This window comes from Microlunatus speluncae (genome assembly GCF_009299835.1).
Lineage (GTDB): Bacteria > Actinomycetota > Actinomycetes > Propionibacteriales > Propionibacteriaceae > Microlunatus > Microlunatus speluncae.
This window is the reverse complement of sequence record NZ_VKCZ01000014.1, coordinates 676,113-691,475: the sequence shown is the minus strand read 5'-3', so window position 1 is coordinate 691,475 and position 15,363 is coordinate 676,113. Positions and strand designations below refer to the sequence as shown.

Annotated in this window: 15 protein-coding genes; 12 read left to right on the top strand and 3 right to left on the bottom strand. The window is 69.4% G+C overall.

Annotation, left to right across the window (positions count from 1 at the left end):
• Positions 1-42: 42 nt before the first annotated feature.
• Genes FNH24_RS20005 through FNH24_RS19995 form a run of 3 tightly spaced genes read left to right on the top strand, consistent with a single transcriptional unit; the run spans position 43 to position 2,715 of the window.
• Positions 43-933, top strand: coding sequence for a cupin domain-containing protein (locus tag FNH24_RS20005; RefSeq protein WP_152363952.1), 891 nt, complete (start codon positions 43-45; stop codon positions 931-933).
• Positions 930-1,868 (top strand): ROK family protein, encoded by a 939-nt coding sequence (locus FNH24_RS20000; RefSeq protein WP_152363951.1) that lies wholly within the window; start codon positions 930-932, stop codon positions 1,866-1,868. Before FNH24_RS20005 ends, FNH24_RS20000 begins: the two co-directional genes overlap by 4 nt.
• A 52-nt stretch (positions 1,869-1,920) precedes the next feature.
• On the top strand, positions 1,921-2,715 hold the full coding sequence (locus FNH24_RS19995) for a hypothetical protein (RefSeq protein ID WP_152363950.1): 795 nt from the start codon (positions 1,921-1,923) through the stop codon (positions 2,713-2,715).
• Positions 2,716-2,719: 4 nt separating this feature from the next.
• Here FNH24_RS19995 and FNH24_RS19990 read toward each other — a convergent pair whose 3' ends face one another.
• Complete coding sequence (locus tag FNH24_RS19990) at positions 2,720-3,280, bottom strand: hypothetical protein (protein WP_152363949.1); 561 nt, start codon at positions 3,278-3,280, stop codon at positions 2,720-2,722.
• 150 nt (positions 3,281-3,430) lie between these two features.
• Here FNH24_RS19990 and FNH24_RS19985 point away from each other — a divergent pair, with 150 nt between their 5' ends.
• Genes FNH24_RS19985 through FNH24_RS19960 form a run of 6 tightly spaced genes read left to right on the top strand, consistent with a single transcriptional unit; the run spans position 3,431 to position 8,613 of the window.
• On the top strand, positions 3,431-4,360 hold the full coding sequence (locus FNH24_RS19985; RefSeq protein WP_152363948.1) for a phosphotransferase family protein: 930 nt from the start codon (positions 3,431-3,433) through the stop codon (positions 4,358-4,360).
• Positions 4,361-4,382: 22 nt separating this feature from the next.
• Positions 4,383-4,763, top strand: coding sequence for a PEP-utilizing enzyme (locus tag FNH24_RS19980; RefSeq protein WP_246186979.1), 381 nt, complete (start codon positions 4,383-4,385; stop codon positions 4,761-4,763).
• On the top strand, positions 4,760-5,359 hold the full coding sequence (locus FNH24_RS19975) for a hypothetical protein (protein ID WP_152363946.1): 600 nt from the start codon (positions 4,760-4,762) through the stop codon (positions 5,357-5,359). Before FNH24_RS19980 ends, FNH24_RS19975 begins: the two co-directional genes overlap by 4 nt.
• 31 nt (positions 5,360-5,390) lie before the next feature.
• Positions 5,391-5,840 carry a helix-turn-helix transcriptional regulator gene (locus FNH24_RS19970; protein WP_152363945.1) on the top strand — a complete coding sequence of 150 codons (450 nt, stop codon included), beginning with the start codon at positions 5,391-5,393 and terminating at the stop codon, positions 5,838-5,840.
• Positions 5,841-5,845: 5 nt separating this feature from the next.
• Positions 5,846-6,256, top strand: coding sequence for a VOC family protein (locus tag FNH24_RS19965; protein ID WP_152363944.1), 411 nt, complete (start codon positions 5,846-5,848; stop codon positions 6,254-6,256).
• Positions 6,256-8,613, top strand: coding sequence for an ATP-binding cassette domain-containing protein (locus FNH24_RS19960; protein ID WP_152363943.1), 2,358 nt, complete (start codon positions 6,256-6,258; stop codon positions 8,611-8,613). Before FNH24_RS19965 ends, FNH24_RS19960 begins: the two co-directional genes overlap by 1 nt.
• Here FNH24_RS19960 and FNH24_RS31545 read toward each other — a convergent pair whose 3' ends face one another.
• Positions 8,614-8,823, bottom strand: a complete 210-nt coding sequence (locus FNH24_RS31545) for a GrpB family protein (protein WP_281351061.1) — start codon at positions 8,821-8,823, stop codon at positions 8,614-8,616.
• Between the two features lie 294 nt (positions 8,824-9,117).
• Between FNH24_RS31545 and FNH24_RS19950 the strand changes: the two genes are divergently transcribed.
• From FNH24_RS19950 to FNH24_RS19940, 3 genes are all read left to right on the top strand, one after another.
• A complete protein-coding gene (locus FNH24_RS19950) occupies positions 9,118-10,758 on the top strand; it encodes an FAD-dependent oxidoreductase (protein ID WP_152363941.1) in 1,641 nt (546 codons plus the stop codon).
• A 160-nt stretch (positions 10,759-10,918) separates the two neighbouring features.
• Positions 10,919-12,727, top strand: coding sequence for an ABC transporter ATP-binding protein (locus FNH24_RS19945; RefSeq protein WP_152363940.1), 1,809 nt, complete (start codon positions 10,919-10,921; stop codon positions 12,725-12,727).
• On the top strand, positions 12,724-14,568 hold the full coding sequence (locus tag FNH24_RS19940) for an ABC transporter ATP-binding protein (protein ID WP_152363939.1): 1,845 nt from the start codon (positions 12,724-12,726) through the stop codon (positions 14,566-14,568). Before FNH24_RS19945 ends, FNH24_RS19940 begins: the two co-directional genes overlap by 4 nt.
• A 10-nt stretch (positions 14,569-14,578) precedes the next feature.
• On the opposite strand, the gene FNH24_RS19935 is transcribed toward FNH24_RS19940, so the two are convergent.
• The gene (locus FNH24_RS19935) at positions 14,579-15,313 is read right to left on the bottom strand and encodes a peptidylprolyl isomerase (protein ID WP_152363938.1); all 735 of its coding nucleotides are present in this window, start codon (positions 15,311-15,313) and stop codon (positions 14,579-14,581) included.
• Positions 15,314-15,363: the final 50 nt, after the last annotated feature.

Here is a 15,363-nt window from a genome sequence, read left to right as displayed (position 1 = left end):
CTCGGACTAGCTGGTCTAGAACTGGTCTGTTACGCTGAGCGCATGCGGACGTCAAAGCCGGCCTCGCAAGCAACACGTCGAGCCACGCCACGCCCCGAGTTCGATTCGCCCAAGATCATCCGTCGGGATGACGCCGCTCACCATGTCTGGGGTGACGTCGAGGCCGGCTTCGTCACCGATCGGGTCTATCTCTCGACCCGGCAGTTGCACGTGCTGGAGTACGAACTCCCGCCCGGCGGCGAGTTCCGGCACAGTCCGATGAATCAAACGATCTTCGGCGGCGACGTGCTCTATTTCGTCCTCGACGGCACCCTGGTGCTCGCCGATCCGTCCAGCGGTGAGTTGCGGCGGGCGCACGCCGGCAACGGCCTGCTGTTTCGGCGCGGGACCTGGCACAACGGCTTCAATCCGGAGGCGGAGTCGCTGCGGGTGCTGGAATTCTTCTCACCGCCGCCGGCCCGGGGCACCGGTTCGGAGTTCGCCCGCCGGCAGCCTCCGCTGGACTCCACCACCTACCATGATCATCGTTGGGACCGGCGCTGGCCCGAGGCGCGGGACGAGTCGATCAAGGAAGCCCGGCTGCTGCCGGTGGGCGACGACAACGCCCTCTGGGGATTCCGTGATCATCAGGCGTCGCACCAGGTGGCGACGCTGGTCGACACCGAGTTCCTCACCGTCCGCCACGGCCTGGTGATGCCCGGGCACGCGGAGGACTTCGACCTGGTGCCGGACGAGACGATGATCGTCTGCACCGAGGGCGAGCTCTGGGTCGACGTCTTCAGCCCGAGCGGCGGCTACGCCCCCACCTGCCTCACTCCAGGCGCCGCGGCCTACCTGCCCGCCGGTTGCCAGGAGCGCGTCCTGGTCAGGTCGGCGAGCCGGGCCCGGTACTTGCGCGGATCCGGTCGGGTGCCCGACGGTTGGGTGGCGTGACCACTGATCGTTCGGCCTCCCGAGCCGCCGTCGGTGCGCTGGACATCGGCGGCACCAAGATCATCGCCGCCCTGGTCGACCCCAGCGACCGGAGCCTGATCCATCGCCGGCGGTTCGCCATGCCGGGCCCGTCCGGCGCTGCGGATCCGGGGCTGCGGACCACACTGGCCGCGGCCGAGGACCTCGTCCGGGCGGCCGAGCGGCTCCAGGTCAGGATCGCGGCGGTCGGAGCCGGGTTCCCTGAGTACGTACGGGACGGCCGGGTGACCAGCGACGAGGTGCTGGGCGCCGGGGTGGCACCGGACCACGTCCTGGAAGCCGCCCTCGGGCCGGGGATCCCGCTGCTCATCGACGCTGATGTCCGACTCGGTGCGATCGCCGAAGCCGGGCTCGGCGCCGGTCGAGGCGTGGACAGCTTCGTCTACGTCTCCTGGGGAACGGGGTTGTCAGCGACCCTGGTGATCGACGGGGCCTGCTGGCCGGGCGCACACGGCGAAGCGATCGCCCTGGGGGAGTTCCCGCTGCCGGCCGGGATCGGAGACCCGGAGAGCAGCACGCTGGAGGGGTTCGCCTCCGGCACCGGGATCGCTCGCCGGTACGCGGCGGCGTCCGGTGTCGCGGAGCCGGACGGTGCCCGCGCCGTGCTCGCCCGGCGATCGGCCGGGGACGCCGTCGCGGCCGGAGTGATCGACGGTGCCGCGACCGCTCTCGGGCTCAGCCTTGCCGCCGTCGTCCGACTGCTCGATCCGGTCGCGGTGATCATGGGCGGCGGCCTCGGCTCAGCCGGCGAATCGCTGCTGGGCCAGGTCGTCACCGCGGCCCGGCCGGGACTGGCGGACGGTTCCCGGTGTCGCTGGCTGCGAGCGGGTCTCGGCCCCGACTCGGTCCTGATCGGCGCCGCCCTGCTCGCCGAGCGAGCAGCCACCGAAATCTGATCGGCCAGAATTTCGGTCGCGGCCCGCCCCGGCGCGACCGTACAGTCCGGTCATGCTGATCAAGGTCCTCTCGGTCAACCACGGCACCACCGCGTACGCCGATCTGATGTTGCGGTCCCTGGTCGCGCGGCACCCGGACCGGGCCGGGATCGAGGTGCTCCTGCTGGACAGCGGAGGATGCGAGCTTGATCGACTGGCCTGGGCCGAGCGGCACGGGATCCGGATCCGGCCGTCGGGGTATCCGCTGGACGTGGCGGTGACCAGTCACGGCGAGATTCTCCGCGCTGCGGTGCTGGCCGAGCCCGACTGCGACGCCTATCTGTTCGTGGATGCAGATGTGTGTTTCGTCGCCGACGACACGATCGGGGCGTTGGCCCGTGAGCTGGCCGCCGACCCGGACCTGTTCGCGGTCCAGGCGACCTGGTTGCTGCCGGACGGCTCGGTGTTCGCCGAGGGCGGGCCTGATGACCGGGTGGCGTGGATCCGGGAGGCGGTGCGGCCCGACGGGGTGGGGGAGTGGAGTGAGCCCTACGAATACCGGATCGGGTACGGCGACCGGGTGCACCCGTTCTGTGTGCTGGTCCGCAACGATGCCCCCTTCCGGACCGCGGTCGAGGTGATCGGGCTGTCCCCGGGCGGGACGCAGTGTGTCCGTGGGGCGCTGTGGTGGGACACGCTCGGCCTGTTGACCCAGGTGATGAAGACCCACGACCGGAGCTGGCGGCGGTCCGACGCCGGCGTGATCCATTTCGGCAACGTCAGCTGGACCGCGGACTGGGCGGCCGAGAAGGCCGGGCAGCGAGACGTGTTGTTGGCACGGCACCCGCTGCCCGACCCGGCCCCATGATCAATCAGCGCGGAGCGGTGAACCAGGCCAGCGGAATCGGCCCGCGGTGCAGCACGTGCGGTACGTCGACCCAGGGCAGCCACGGATCGTCGGGACCGAGCCGCTCCAGCCGATCGAGGGCGATCTGGGTGACCCGGCTGACCGCCCGCAATCCGGCGGTGTTGAACGGCAGATAGTCGTGCTCATCCGGCGGATCCGCGTGGTGGCCGTCCCGGCCGTGCCGCATCAGCCTGATCACGCACCGCGACGGATCGAGCCGGGAGGCATCGATCGTGGCCGGCGGCGCCGGGGCGACGGCGCGACCGGAGCGGGCCAGGGCCTCGAACAGGGGAGCGGGGTGGACCGGTGCCAGGAACACCACGTCACCCCAGGTGCAGTTCAGCGGTGCCACCGGCTCGGTCAGGCCGTGCGGCCGGGCGACGTACTTCTCGGCGTGCCGGGTGTAGAGCTCCGGATTGGCATCGCGAAGGTCGTTGAGCGGGAGCAGGTGGTCCCCGCGCGGGCTGCTGAGGTGGGAATGGAAGAGCGTTCCATGGACCGCATCGGGCGAACTGTGCGTAGACATGAGAAAAGCCTCCCGGGCTCTGGTGGCCAAGAGGCTTAACTGAGAAAAGCATAACAGTCAGCGGGCCACTCGTGCCAATCGCGGTCAGGTGCTCGATCACGAGGTAGGTTGCCGGGCCCGCCGCAGACGATCCGTCCGTAGGCTGACGTCGTGCTGACCAGTGATCGGATCCGAGCGTACGTGGAGCAGCAGTTGGCGGTCGGGGTGATCGCGCCGCCGGTGCGGATCCAACGGGGCTACGGCAACGAGAACTGGCGGGTGCCGACCGACGACGGCGAACTGCTGGTCAAGCTGGCTCGGCGAGCGTTCGGGAGCGAAAAGCTGACTGCGGCGGCGCGCGCCCACCGACGGGCGGCGGCCGGCGGGGTTCCGGTGCCCGAGCTGCTCCTGGTGGATGCGGACGGGGCGGCGTTCGAGGGCCGGTCAGTCCGGGTCCTGCGCTTCCTCCCGGGCGCTCATCCGGCCGAGGTGCTGATCAGCGAAGCCGCCGTGCGCCGGTTCTTCCGGTCCTTCGGCCGAGCCCTCGCCCAGTTGCACCGGGTCGAGTGCGAGGGCTTCTCGTCCCGGGTCGGCGGCGAGCCGATCTTTCCGACCTGGGCCGAGTACGTCGAGCATCGGGTGCCGCAGATCTCCGAGCGCGCGACGGCGACCGGCGGCATCCCGGGAATTGATCATGAGTCCCTGTTGCAGCGGGTCCTGAAGATCACCGCGGAGGTGTCGCCGGTCGTCCGGCCCAGCATCACGCATCGTGATCTTTACGCCGACAACCTGCTGGCTGGCCCGGACGGGTCACTCGTCGCGCTGCTCGACTTCGACCTGGCCGAAGCCTGGGACCCGGCAGCCGACCAGGCGAAGCTGCGCTGGCTGGTGCTGGCCGACCATCCACCCGAGGCAACGGAGGCGTTCTTCGCCGGCTACACGGAGGTCGATGAGTTGCCGCCGCTGTTCGAGCAGCGGGTCTGGGTGGCCGAAGTCCTCGAGCTCGTGAACCACCTGGCCAACGCGAACGCCGCCGACAACAACGACTTCGCGGCCTCGGCGCGGGCCCGGCTGGACACGGTGCTGACCTCCGTTCCCTGACCACGCCACTAGAATCGATCGAGTGGAACACGCCGACCAGGTCAAGCTGTTGATCACGGGCCTCGGCGCCGGGCCGGGCTCGGCGGTCGGGCCGGTCCGGATCATCGCCGACCTTGATCAGTTTCCCCGCTTCCGGCCCGGTGACGTCCTCGTCTGTCGTACGACCTCGCCGGCCTGGACGCCGTTGCTGTTCAATGCCGCCGCAGTGATCACCGAGGTCGGCAGCCGGCTCGCGCACGCCGCCATCGTGGCCCGCGAGGCCGGAATCCCCGCGGTTGTCGGCGCGGCCGGCGCGATGACGGTCCTGCGCGATGATCAACGCGTCCGGGTCGACGGCGACACGGGCCGGGTCGAGGCCGTGCCCCAGTTGATCAACTCCGACCCGGGCGACGTGGCGCGATGACCCACCGGTCCGCTCCGGAGCTGCTGACCCTGCACGCCGTACGCCTGCTCGGCTATGCCGCTACACCGCGGATCGCGGATCGGTTCGACCTGCCGCCCGCCGCGGTCGAGGAGCACCTGCTCGATGCCCAGGCCGTGGGCCGGATCACGTACAGCAGCTTCGGCGGAGACGGCGGCTGGTCGATGACCGAGACCGGCCGGGCCTGGGGCGAACAGCGACTGCGGGCCGAGCTCGACCAGGCCGGGGCCTGTGCCGACGTCGAGCAGGTGCACGAGGCGTTCGTCCCGTACAACGTCACGGTGAGCGAGCTGTGCACGGCCTGGCAACTGTCCGAGCTCGAGGTCGGCGACGCCCGGGCCGACCTCATCACGATCAGCGCCGGCCTGGCCTCGGCCGCGGACGCGCTGGCCGGGTTCGAGACGGCGCTGACCGCGCGGCTGGGCCGGTTCGCCGGCTATCACCGTCGGTTCCGCGGCGCCCTGGACCGGATCGACGTCGACCCCGGCTGGATCACCGCGACCGATCGGGATTCCTGCCACCGGGTCTGGTTCGAGTTCCACGAGGATCTGATCGCGACGCTCGGCCTGACCCGGTGAGGTTTCCGCCGCGACGTGGCACCATCGGATCGTGACCAGTAGACCGGCCGACGATCAGCGCCTGCGCGACCTGGCGCGGCTGCGTCGGGTGAAGGACCGGATCGACCGGGAGTACGCGCAGCCGCTGGACGTCGAGGCGCTGGCGCGGGATGCGCACATGTCGGCCGGCCATCTCAGTCGCCAGTTCAAGCTGGCCTACGGCGAGGCGCCGTACAGCTATCTGATGACGCGCCGGATCGAGCGGGCGATGACGCTGCTGCGGCGCGGCGATCTCAGCGTGACCGAGGTCTGCTTCGCGGTCGGCTGCTCCTCCCTCGGCACCTTCAGCACCCGGTTCACCGAACTGGTCGGCATCTCACCCAGCGTCTATCGACGCAACGAAGCCAAGTCGGTCGAGGGCATGCCGGCCTGCGTCGCGAAGCAAGTGACCAGACCGATCAGGAATCGAGAAGCACCGGCCGCCGACCCACAACTAGCGTGATCGCCATGGATATCACCGTGCACCACACGTTCCTGCCGCACAACGATCCCGAGGCCGCGCTGGCCTTCTACCGCGACACCCTCGGCTTCGAACTCCGGATGGACGTCGGGTACGAGGGGCTGCGCTGGCTCACCCTCGGCTCACCGGAACAGTCCGACACCTCGATCGTGCTCTACCCGGCGGCGGCGATGCCGGGGCTGACCGATGACGAGCGCCGGGCGGTCACCGAGATGATGGCCAAGGGGACGTTCGCCTCGGTCGTCCTGGCCAGCAAGGACATCGATGGCACGTTCGAACGGGTCCAGGCCGGCGACGCCGAGGTGGTGCAGGAGCCGATCGACCAGGATTACGGCGTCCGCGACTGCGCCTTCCGCGACCCGTCCGGCAACATGGTCCGGATCCAGCAGGCCGGCTGATGACGACGAAGAAGATCCGCGCCCATGATCAGATCCGGGTCCACGGCGCGCGCGTCAACAACCTCAAGGACGTCAGCGTCGAGATCCCGAAGCGCCAGTTGACGGTGTTCACCGGGGTCTCCGGCTCGGGCAAGAGCTCGTTGGTGTTCGACACCATCGCCGCGGAGTCGCAGCGGATGATCAATGAGACCTACAGCACGTTCGTGCAGGGCTTCATGCCGACGCTGGCCCGGCCTGAGGTCGATGTGTTGGAAGGGTTGACGACGGCGATCATCGTCGACCAGGAACGGATGGGAGCCGATGTCCGGTCCACGGTCGGCACCGCGACCGACGCGACCGCCATGTTACGGATCCTGTTCAGCCGGATCGGTAAGCCCAACATCGGTTCGCCGAAGGCGTTCTCCTTCAACGTGGCCTCGATCAGCGGGGCCGGCGCGGTGCAGTTCGAGCGCGGCGGCCAGACGATCAAGGAGCGCCGCGACTTCAACATCATCGGCGGCATGTGCCCACGCTGCGAGGGTGTGGGCAAGGTCTCCGACTTCGATCTCACCCAGCTCTACGACGACAGCCTGTCGCTGAACCAGGGCGCGCTGCTGGTGCCCAACCACGGCGGTGACAGCTGGTACGGCACCATCTACAAGGGATCGGGCTTCCTCGACCCGGACAAGCCGATCAAGAAGTTCACCAAGAAGGAACTGGATTCCCTGCTCTACAAGGAGCAGACCCGGATCAAGGTCAACGGCGTCAACGTCTGGTACATGGGGCTGATCGTGCGGATCCAGCAGTCGATGCTGGCCAAAGACCGGGAGGCGATGCAGCCGCACATCCGGGCCTTCGTCGACCGCGCGATCACCTTCGGGGTCTGCCCCGAATGCGACGGCAGCCGGCTGAACGAGCTGGCCCGTTCGTCCAAGATCAAGAAGCTCAACATCGCGGACTGCTGCTCGATGCAGATCAGCGACCTGGCCGAGTGGGTGCGCGGGGTGAAGGATGCGTCGGTGGCGCCGCTGCTCGACGCGCTCGGCGACACCCTGGATTCCTTTGTGGACATCGGCCTCGGCTACCTGTCCCTGGATCGGCCGGCGGGCACGCTGTCCGGCGGCGAGGCCCAGCGGGCCAAGATGATCCGCCATCTCGGCTCGTCGCTGACCGACGTGACCTATGTCTTCGACGAACCGTCGATCGGGCTGCATCCGCACGACATCCAGCGGATGAACGACTTGCTGCTCCAGCTGCGGGACAAGGGAAACACCGTGCTGGTGGTGGAACACAAACCGGAGCTGATCGCGATCGCCGACCACGTGGTCGATCTTGGTCCGGGCGCCGGCGGCGCCGGCGGAGAGGTGGTCTTCGAGGGCACCGTCGCGCAGTTGCGGAAGAGCAAGACGATCACCGGGCGGCACCTGGACGACCGGGCCAGCCTGAAGCCGTCGGTCCGCAGCTCGAGTCGGGCGCTGGAGGTCCGCGGCGCCGACACCAACAACCTGCAGGACGTCGACGTCGATATCCCGCTCGGTGTCCTCTGCGTGATCACCGGCGTCGCCGGGTCGGGCAAGAGTTCACTGATCCGGGGCTCGGTGTCCGGGCAGGACGACGTGGTGACCATCGATCAGACCGCGATCAGGGGCTCGCGGCGGAGCAACCCCGCGACGTACACGGGGATGCTGGAGCCGATCCGCAAGGCGTTCGCCAAGGCCAACGGCGTGAAGCCGGCCCTGTTCAGTGCGAACTCCGAGGGCGCCTGCCCGACCTGTAACGGCGCCGGGGTGATCTACACCGACCTGGCGATCATGGCCGGCGTCGCGACCACCTGCGACGAGTGCGAGGGGCGGCGGTTCCAGGCCGAGGTGCTGAAGTACGAGCTCGGCGGCAAGAACATCGCCGACGTGCTGGCGCTGCCGGTGAGCGAAGCGGTGCAGTTCTTCGCCGAAGGGGAGGCGGAGACGCCGGCCGCGCACAAGATCTTGATCAGGATGGCCGAGGTCGGTCTCGGCTACCTCACCCTGGGCCAGCCGCTGACCACCCTGTCCGGTGGTGAGCGGCAGCGGCTCAAACTGGCCACGCATCTGGGGGAGAAGGGTGGTGTCTACGTCCTGGACGAGCCGACCACCGGTCTGCACCTGGCCGACGTGGAGAACCTGCTCGGCCTGCTGGACCGGCTGGTCGACTCGGGCAAGTCGGTGATCGTGATCGAGCATCACCAGGCCGTGATGGCGCACGCCGACTGGATCATCGACCTCGGTCCCGGCGCCGGCCACGACGGCGGCAAGATCGTCTTCGAGGGCCCGCCGGCCGACCTGGTCGCCGACGGCACGACGCTCACCGGGATGCACCTGGCGGAATACGTCGGCGGTTGATCAGCGGTCGTCCTCGATCGAGTGACGCTGCACGAAGGCAGTCTTGCCGTCGACGTAGGCCGTCCGGTCGCCGGGGAAGTCGCGGGCCAAGCTGATCTTGGTCGCCGCGTACTCTTCGCGGGCGCGAGGGTCGCCGCGCAGCCGATCACGGAACTCGAGGTAGGCCCGCCATTCCCGAGCACCGTAGGTCACCAGGTGGGCGTTGACCAGCCGTACTCGATCGTCCAGTTCGGTTCGGACGCCGCCAACCGGACCTCTCCTCGGCGCAGGCCGAGCGAGCCGCGGAGCCGAGCCGCCAATTCATCGCCGACGCTCAATCGAGACACCACCCTTGGTCCGTTGATTGGGGAAGCTGCTGCCGGGACTACCCGGCGGCATTCTCCCCAATCCGATCACAGTGGCCGGTGGTGCCCGGCAGCGGACACTAGGCTGCACTCGGTCTGTCCGGCTCCGGCATCACGGGTTGGGGCAGCCGCCGCCGAGCACGTACCTGGAGGGAGTCAGATGAGTTCTGTTCCGGCGATCGACGGTCGGACGCGCTACTCCTCTCATCGAGAGGACGCTCTCGATGATCAGGCCTGGCCTGAGTTCAGCGTGGAGTGCCTGGCTCTGCTCGAGTCGGCGGGTGAGGTGCTGCGGCCCGCCGCCGGCGAGGTGCTGTGGGAGGCCGGCGATCCGTACGATCTCTATCTGGTTCGCACCGGGGGCGTCTGGCTGCTGGACCGCCGTGACGACCGGGTCGTGTTCGTCGTCGAGCCCGGCGACTTCGTCGGTGAGCTCGGCATGCTGATGGCGCAGCCCGCCTTCCTGGCCGGGGCGGCGGCGGGGGACTGCACGCTGCTGCGGGTGCCGATCGATGAGCTTCGCCGGCTGGTGGCGACCTCGGTCGAGCTCGGCGACGTGATGTTGTCCGCGCTCGACGCCCGCCGCCGGCTGCTGTCCCGGTGGGGCGAGGGCGGGCTGGTCCTGGCCGGTGACGAGGACGATCGGCGGCTGCACCGGCTGCAGGAGTTCGCCGAGCGCAATCAGATCCCGTACCGGACGGTGCTGCGATCGGACCGCTCCGGCTGGGCCGAGGTGGCGGCGACCTCGGCGCTCCCGGCGGAGGGTCCGGCCGTGGTGACCGCCCGGCGGCAGGTCCTGGCGGCGCCGACGACCCGCGACCTGGCGACCGCGATCGGCATCGATCTCGGCGGTACCGATGACCAGGCCCGCTGCGACCTGCTCGTCGTGGGCGCCGGCCCGGCGGGGCTGGCCGCCGCGGTCAACGGTGCGTCCGAGGGTCTCGACGTCGTGCTCGTCGAGGACGTCGCGCTGGGCGGCCAGGCCGGCACCTCGTCGCGGATCGAGAACTATCTCGGCTTCCCGCGGGGGATCGCCGGCGCCGAGCTGGCCCGGTCGGCGATGCTGCAGGCGGTCAAGTTCGGGGCGCGGCTGATCTCGCCGCGTTCCGTCACCGGACTGTTCCGAGGGCAGGACGGGATCCGGGTCCGGCTCGATGATCATGATGTGGTCACGGCCCGCGCGGTGATCATCGCCAGCGGAGTCCGGTACCGGCGGCTCGGTGCTCCGGGGACCAACGAGCTCGAGGGCCGCGGTGTCTACTGTGCCGCGACGGAGACCGAAGCACTGGCCTCTGCCGGGCGCGATGTGGTCGTCGTCGGGGGAGCCAACTCCGCCGGTCAGGCCGCCTTGTTCCTGACCCGGCACGCCAACCGGGTGCACGTCCTGATCCGTCGCGACAACCTCGCCGAGACGATGTCGGACTACCTCGTCCAGCGACTCACCCACCACGAACGGATCACCCTGCACCACCGGGCCCAGCTGACCTCGGCCCGCGGCACGGACCGGCTCGACCAGGTCACATGGCGCGACGAGCTCCGACAGCAGGACGTGGAGCTGGCGGCCGGTGCGTTGTTCGTGATGATCGGCGCCCAGCCGCACACCGGCTGGCTCGAAGACTCCGGCGTCGAACTCGACGCCAAGGGTTTCGTGCTGACCCACGACGGCTTCGCCACCTCCGTCCCCGGCCTGTTCGCCGTCGGTGACGTCCGCGCCGGCTCGATCAAGCGGGTCGCCTCGGCCGTCGGCGAAGGCTCCGTGGTGATCTCCGCGGTGCACGGCTATCTCGGCCAGAACCGCTGAGCGGACCGCCCCTCCCGTACGAAATCAGTTGACAGCCGGGAGCTGATCGGGCTGAACTCGTACCGCCGTCACCGAACGGCCAAGATCAGGAAAGGAGAGTGTCCCATGCGCGCACTCGGGCACGGAGCCAACCCCGTCACCGCAACGACCGCGAGGATTCATGCCACCACTCTCCCTCCTGAGGAACGCCCGATCACGACCTGACCCTGTTGATCAGCCGGCCCGCAAGCGGGGCCGCCGGCTGGTCGCGGCATGCCTGCGGCCACCGGCCGGCACCACGCTGGCCCTGCTGGTCGCGATCGCCGCCGCCACCGGCCTTCCGGTCCTGGCGCCCCAACTGACCAAGCGATTCGTCGACGAGGCCATCGCCGGGTCGGCGCTCGGGCCGCTGTTGATCTTGGCCGGAGGCTATCTCCTGCTCGCGGTCGGCGGGCTCGCCGCTCGCACCTTCACCGGCTGGTTGGCCAACGGCTGGACCTGGGACGGCACGAACCGGCTGCGCGAGCAGCTCACCGACCACGTCCTCGGACTTGATCTTGAGGAGCACAGTCGCAGCAGCCCGGGGGAGTTGATCGAACGGGTCGACGGCGACGTGATGGCCATCGCGAACTTCCTGGTCGCCTTCGTGATGGATGTCGTGGTCAGCGTGCTGCTGTTGATCGGCGTGCTGGTCAGTGTCTTCCTGATCAACACTTGGCTCGGCGTCACCCTCACCGGCTACTGCATCCTGGTGTTCGCCGGCATGCTGGCCGGGCAACGGATTGCGGTGCCGGCCGGCCGCCGGTCGAACGAGGCCATCGCGGTAATGCTCGGCGGGCTGGAGGAGACGTTCGGCGGCGTCGAGGACATCCGCGCCAACGGCGCCGGCGGCTATCTGGTCCGTCGCTTCCATCGCACGGCCGGGGCCTGGATCCGGGCCGAGGCCGCGGAGGTCCGGGTGGGCATCCTCGTCGTCGCCGGCATCTCGGTGGCCTTCGCGGCGGGCACCGCGTTGCTGCTGGGCCTGGCGGCCTCGCTGGTCGTCGGTGGCGCGGTGACCGTGGGGACCGCCGTCCTGCTGGTGCAGTACGCCCTGCTGATTCGGGCACCGTTCGAGCGGCTGACCGATCAGTTCCGCCAGGTCCAGGGTGCACTGGCGAGCCTGGACCGGATCACGGAACTGCTGAGCCGGCGCTCGACGCTGGCCGTGCCGGCCCGTCCGGCGTCCGTGCCCGACACTCGTCCCTGGGACGTACGGTTCGAGGGCGTGACCTTCCGCTACGACGCCGGTGATCATCCGGCGCTGCGCGACGTCGAGCTCACCATCGCGGCCGGCAGCACACTCGGTCTGGTCGGTCGGACCGGCAGTGGCAAGACCACCATCGCCCGACTGCTGCTGCGTCTCTACGACCCCATCTCCGGCGTGGTGCGGGTCGGCGGAGTCGATCTTCGGGACCTGGACCAGGCTGCCCTGCGGCAACACATCGGGCTGGTCACCCAGGACGTACAACTGTTCAGCGCCACCATCAGGGACAACCTGACCTTGTTCCGGCCCGCCGCCGAGTTTCGTCCCGTAGCCGACGACAGCCGGCTCCGCCAGGTGCTGCACGAGGTCGGGCTCGGAGCCTGGCTCGATGATCAACCCGACGGGCTGGACACGTTGATCACCGGAATCTCGGCGGGGGAGTCGCAGCTGCTAGCTTTCGCCCGGGTGCTGCTCGCGGATCCGGCGATCGTCGTCCTGGACGAGCCGTCCAGTCGGTTGGACCGGGCCACGGAGCAACGGATCGACACCTGTGTGGCCCGGCTGCTGACCGGTCGTACAGGGATCGTGATCGCCCACCGGCTGGCCTCGCTGGCCCGGGTGGACACGATCGCCGTCGTCGCCGACGGCCGCATCGTCGAGCACGGTGATCGAGCCGCGCTGGCATCGGATCCGGCCAGCCGCTTCGCCCGGTTGATCAGGCTCGCCGACGGAGCACCGCGATGAGAGATCTGTTCCGGGTGATCGGACCGTTGCTGCGCTACGACCTGCGGCGCTACCTGATCGGCGGCCTGTTCTGGCTGCCGGTCCGGGTGCTGCCGTTGATCACCGGTCTGGTGCTCAAGTTGATCTTCGATGCGATCAGTGGTGGGCAGCGGATCGACCTGCCGCTGACCTGGTGGCTGTGCGCGCTCTTCGTCGCCGCCGAGCTGGTGCGCAGTCTGATCATGTGGCTCGCGTGGACCTACGGCGTCTACTGGTGGGATGCGACGGCGACCGTGCTGCGGGCCAACCTGCTTCGCTCCATCCTGACCGCGCCCGGCGCCCCGGCGGGACGACTACCCGCGACGTCCGGCGCAACCATGGCCCGGCTCCGCGACGACGTCGCCAACCTGGTCGACTTCTCCGACGATTTCATTGCCCTCACCGGGACACTGCTGTTCGCCATCGGTGCCCTGGCCGTGCTGGCCGCAATCGACTGGGTGATCATGGTCGCCCTGGTCGTCCCGATGATCATCGTCGCGATCCTGAGCACCTGGGCCAACCGCACCGTCACCCGGCTGTACGCCGAGGCGCAGGAACGCGGTGCGCGAGTGGTCGGTTTTCTCGGTGAGACGTTCAACAGCATCCTGGCCGTCAGGACGGGCGGCGCCGAGGCGTCGGTGGGAGCCAGATTGGCCCGGCTCAACCGGGACCGAAGGCGGGCGGAGGTGCGCAGCCGGTCGGCGTCGAGTCTGCTCGACGCCGCGACCGGTGCGAGCGTGGAACTCGGCATCGGCCTGGTCCTGCTGCTGGCGGCCGGCGCACTCCGTTCCGGTGAGCTGACCGTCGGCGACATCGTGATCTTCACGACCTATGTCAGCTGGCTCACCGCCCTGCCGCGCACCCTCGGAGCCATGTTGCTGAAGGCACCGCGCGCCGCCGTCGCCACCCAGCGGCTCGGCCGGCTGATCAGTCCGCAGGAGTCCGTCGAGGATCTGGTCCGCGACACGACCGTCTGGTACGGCGCTACCGAGGCTCCCGATCCTCCGCCGGCCGGCCGGCATCCCGATCCGCTGCGGGAACTCGAGGTTCGGGATCTGACCGTGCGGCAGCCGGGCGGTCGAGCCGTCGTCCAGGACGTGACGTTCCGGATCCGCCGCGGCTCGGTCACCATGATCACCGGCGCGGTCGGTGCCGGAAAGACCACCGTGCTCCGCGGCCTGCTCGGCCTGATCGACCTCGACGGCGGCTCCATCCGGTGGAACGGCCGGGACGTGTCCGAACCCGGCACCTTCCTGGTGCCGCCCCGGGTGGCGTACGCGAGTCAGACGCCGCGGCTCTTCTCCGCCTCGATCCGGGAGAATCTCCGGCTCGGTTGGGCCGATCATGACCTCGACCGCGCGCTCCAGCTGGCGGCCCTGACCGAAGACGTCGCCGCGATGCCCGCCGGGCTGGCGACCATGATCGGCCCGCGCGGCGTTCGTCTCTCCGGCGGTCAGCTGCAACGGACCGCCGCTGCCCGCGCGATCCTGCGCCGCCCCGATCTGCTCATCGTCGACGATCTGTCCTCGGCCCTCGATGTCGAAACGGAGGCACAGTTGTGGCAGCGGCTGACTGCCGAGGCCGCTCTCGCGACGGATCCGATCACCGTGCTCGCGGTCTCCCACCGCCGCGCCGCCCTGGCCCAGGCCACCGACATCGTCGTCCTTGATCAGGGACGGGTCGTCGGCCAGGGCCCCCTTGATCAACTTCTGAGCAACTGTGCCGAACTTCGCCGTCTCTGGGCCGAGGAGACTGATCTGGAGGCAGGGGAGCGCGGCGATGGCTACACCCGCCTGGCCGCCTATCCGGGCCGCCGACCGTAACCGGATCGGGTCAGCGCCCGTACTTGGCTCGCTCGATCGTCACCCCGACCGCCGGCGCCCCGTCCTCGGGTGTTCCCTCCGTCCCGGGATCGATGCCGCCCGCGGCGATCTTGTCCAGCACACGCAGACCCTGATCCGTGATCCGGCCGAACACCGTGTAGTCGGGCCGCAGCCGAGAATCCTTGTAGACAAGGAAGAATTGACTGCCGTTGGTGTCGGGTCCGGCGTTGGCCATGGCCAGCGTGCCGCGGGCATAGTTGCGCCGGTCCGGCGCACCGGGCCAGGGATCGAGGGCCTGCGCCGACTCCAGCTCGTCACCGAAGCTGTAGCCGGGATCACCCCAACCGGTCCCGAGCGGATCGCCGCACTGGAGAACCGACAGCGCGGCCGGTGGCGTGTGGTAGGCCGTCAGCCGATGGCAGGACGTGTCGTCGAAGTAGCGTTTGCGCAGCAGAAACAGGAACGACTGCACGGTGCACGGTGCCGAGGCACGATCGAGCTCCAGGCCGATGTTCCCCTGATCGGTGCGCAGCGTCACCCGTACCGTCCCGTGGTCCGGCGTGCGCTTCGGATCCGGCGGCAGTCCGACCCAGGTCGAGTAGGTCTGGTCGGCGAGCGGAGCGTACCCACAAGCCCCTTGAGTGGGATCGCCCGGCGGCGACCCCGGAGCCGCCTGAGCCGGTTCAGCGACCAGGGTCGTTCCGATGAACATGATCACGACGATCAGACCACGCAGCACTCGCATCCGTCCTCCTTTGGACGATAGCTGTCCGAACGTCTCGCAGTCTAAGCAGA

Bases quoted from the DNA above. Each gene is read 5' to 3' on its own strand.
- FNH24_RS20005 (WP_152363952.1), top strand. From the start codon at position 43: ATGCGGACGTCAAAGCCGGCCTCGCAAGCAACACGTCGAGCCACGCCA.
- FNH24_RS19995 (WP_152363950.1), top strand. From the start codon at position 1,921: ATGCTGATCAAGGTCCTCTCGGTCAACCACGGCACCACCGCGTACGCC.
- FNH24_RS19990 (WP_152363949.1), bottom strand. From the start codon at position 3,280: ATGTCTACGCACAGTTCGCCCGATGCGGTCCATGGAACGCTCTTCCAT.
- FNH24_RS19975 (WP_152363946.1), top strand. From the start codon at position 4,760: ATGACCCACCGGTCCGCTCCGGAGCTGCTGACCCTGCACGCCGTACGC.
- FNH24_RS19965 (WP_152363944.1), top strand. From the start codon at position 5,846: ATGGATATCACCGTGCACCACACGTTCCTGCCGCACAACGATCCCGAG.
- FNH24_RS19960 (WP_152363943.1), top strand. From the start codon at position 6,256: ATGACGACGAAGAAGATCCGCGCCCATGATCAGATCCGGGTCCACGGC.
- FNH24_RS19950 (WP_152363941.1), top strand. From the start codon at position 9,118: ATGAGTTCTGTTCCGGCGATCGACGGTCGGACGCGCTACTCCTCTCAT.
- FNH24_RS19945 (WP_152363940.1), top strand. From the start codon at position 10,919: ATGCCACCACTCTCCCTCCTGAGGAACGCCCGATCACGACCTGACCCT.
- FNH24_RS19940 (WP_152363939.1), top strand. From the start codon at position 12,724: ATGAGAGATCTGTTCCGGGTGATCGGACCGTTGCTGCGCTACGACCTG.
- FNH24_RS19935 (WP_152363938.1), bottom strand. From the start codon at position 15,313: ATGCGAGTGCTGCGTGGTCTGATCGTCGTGATCATGTTCATCGGAACG.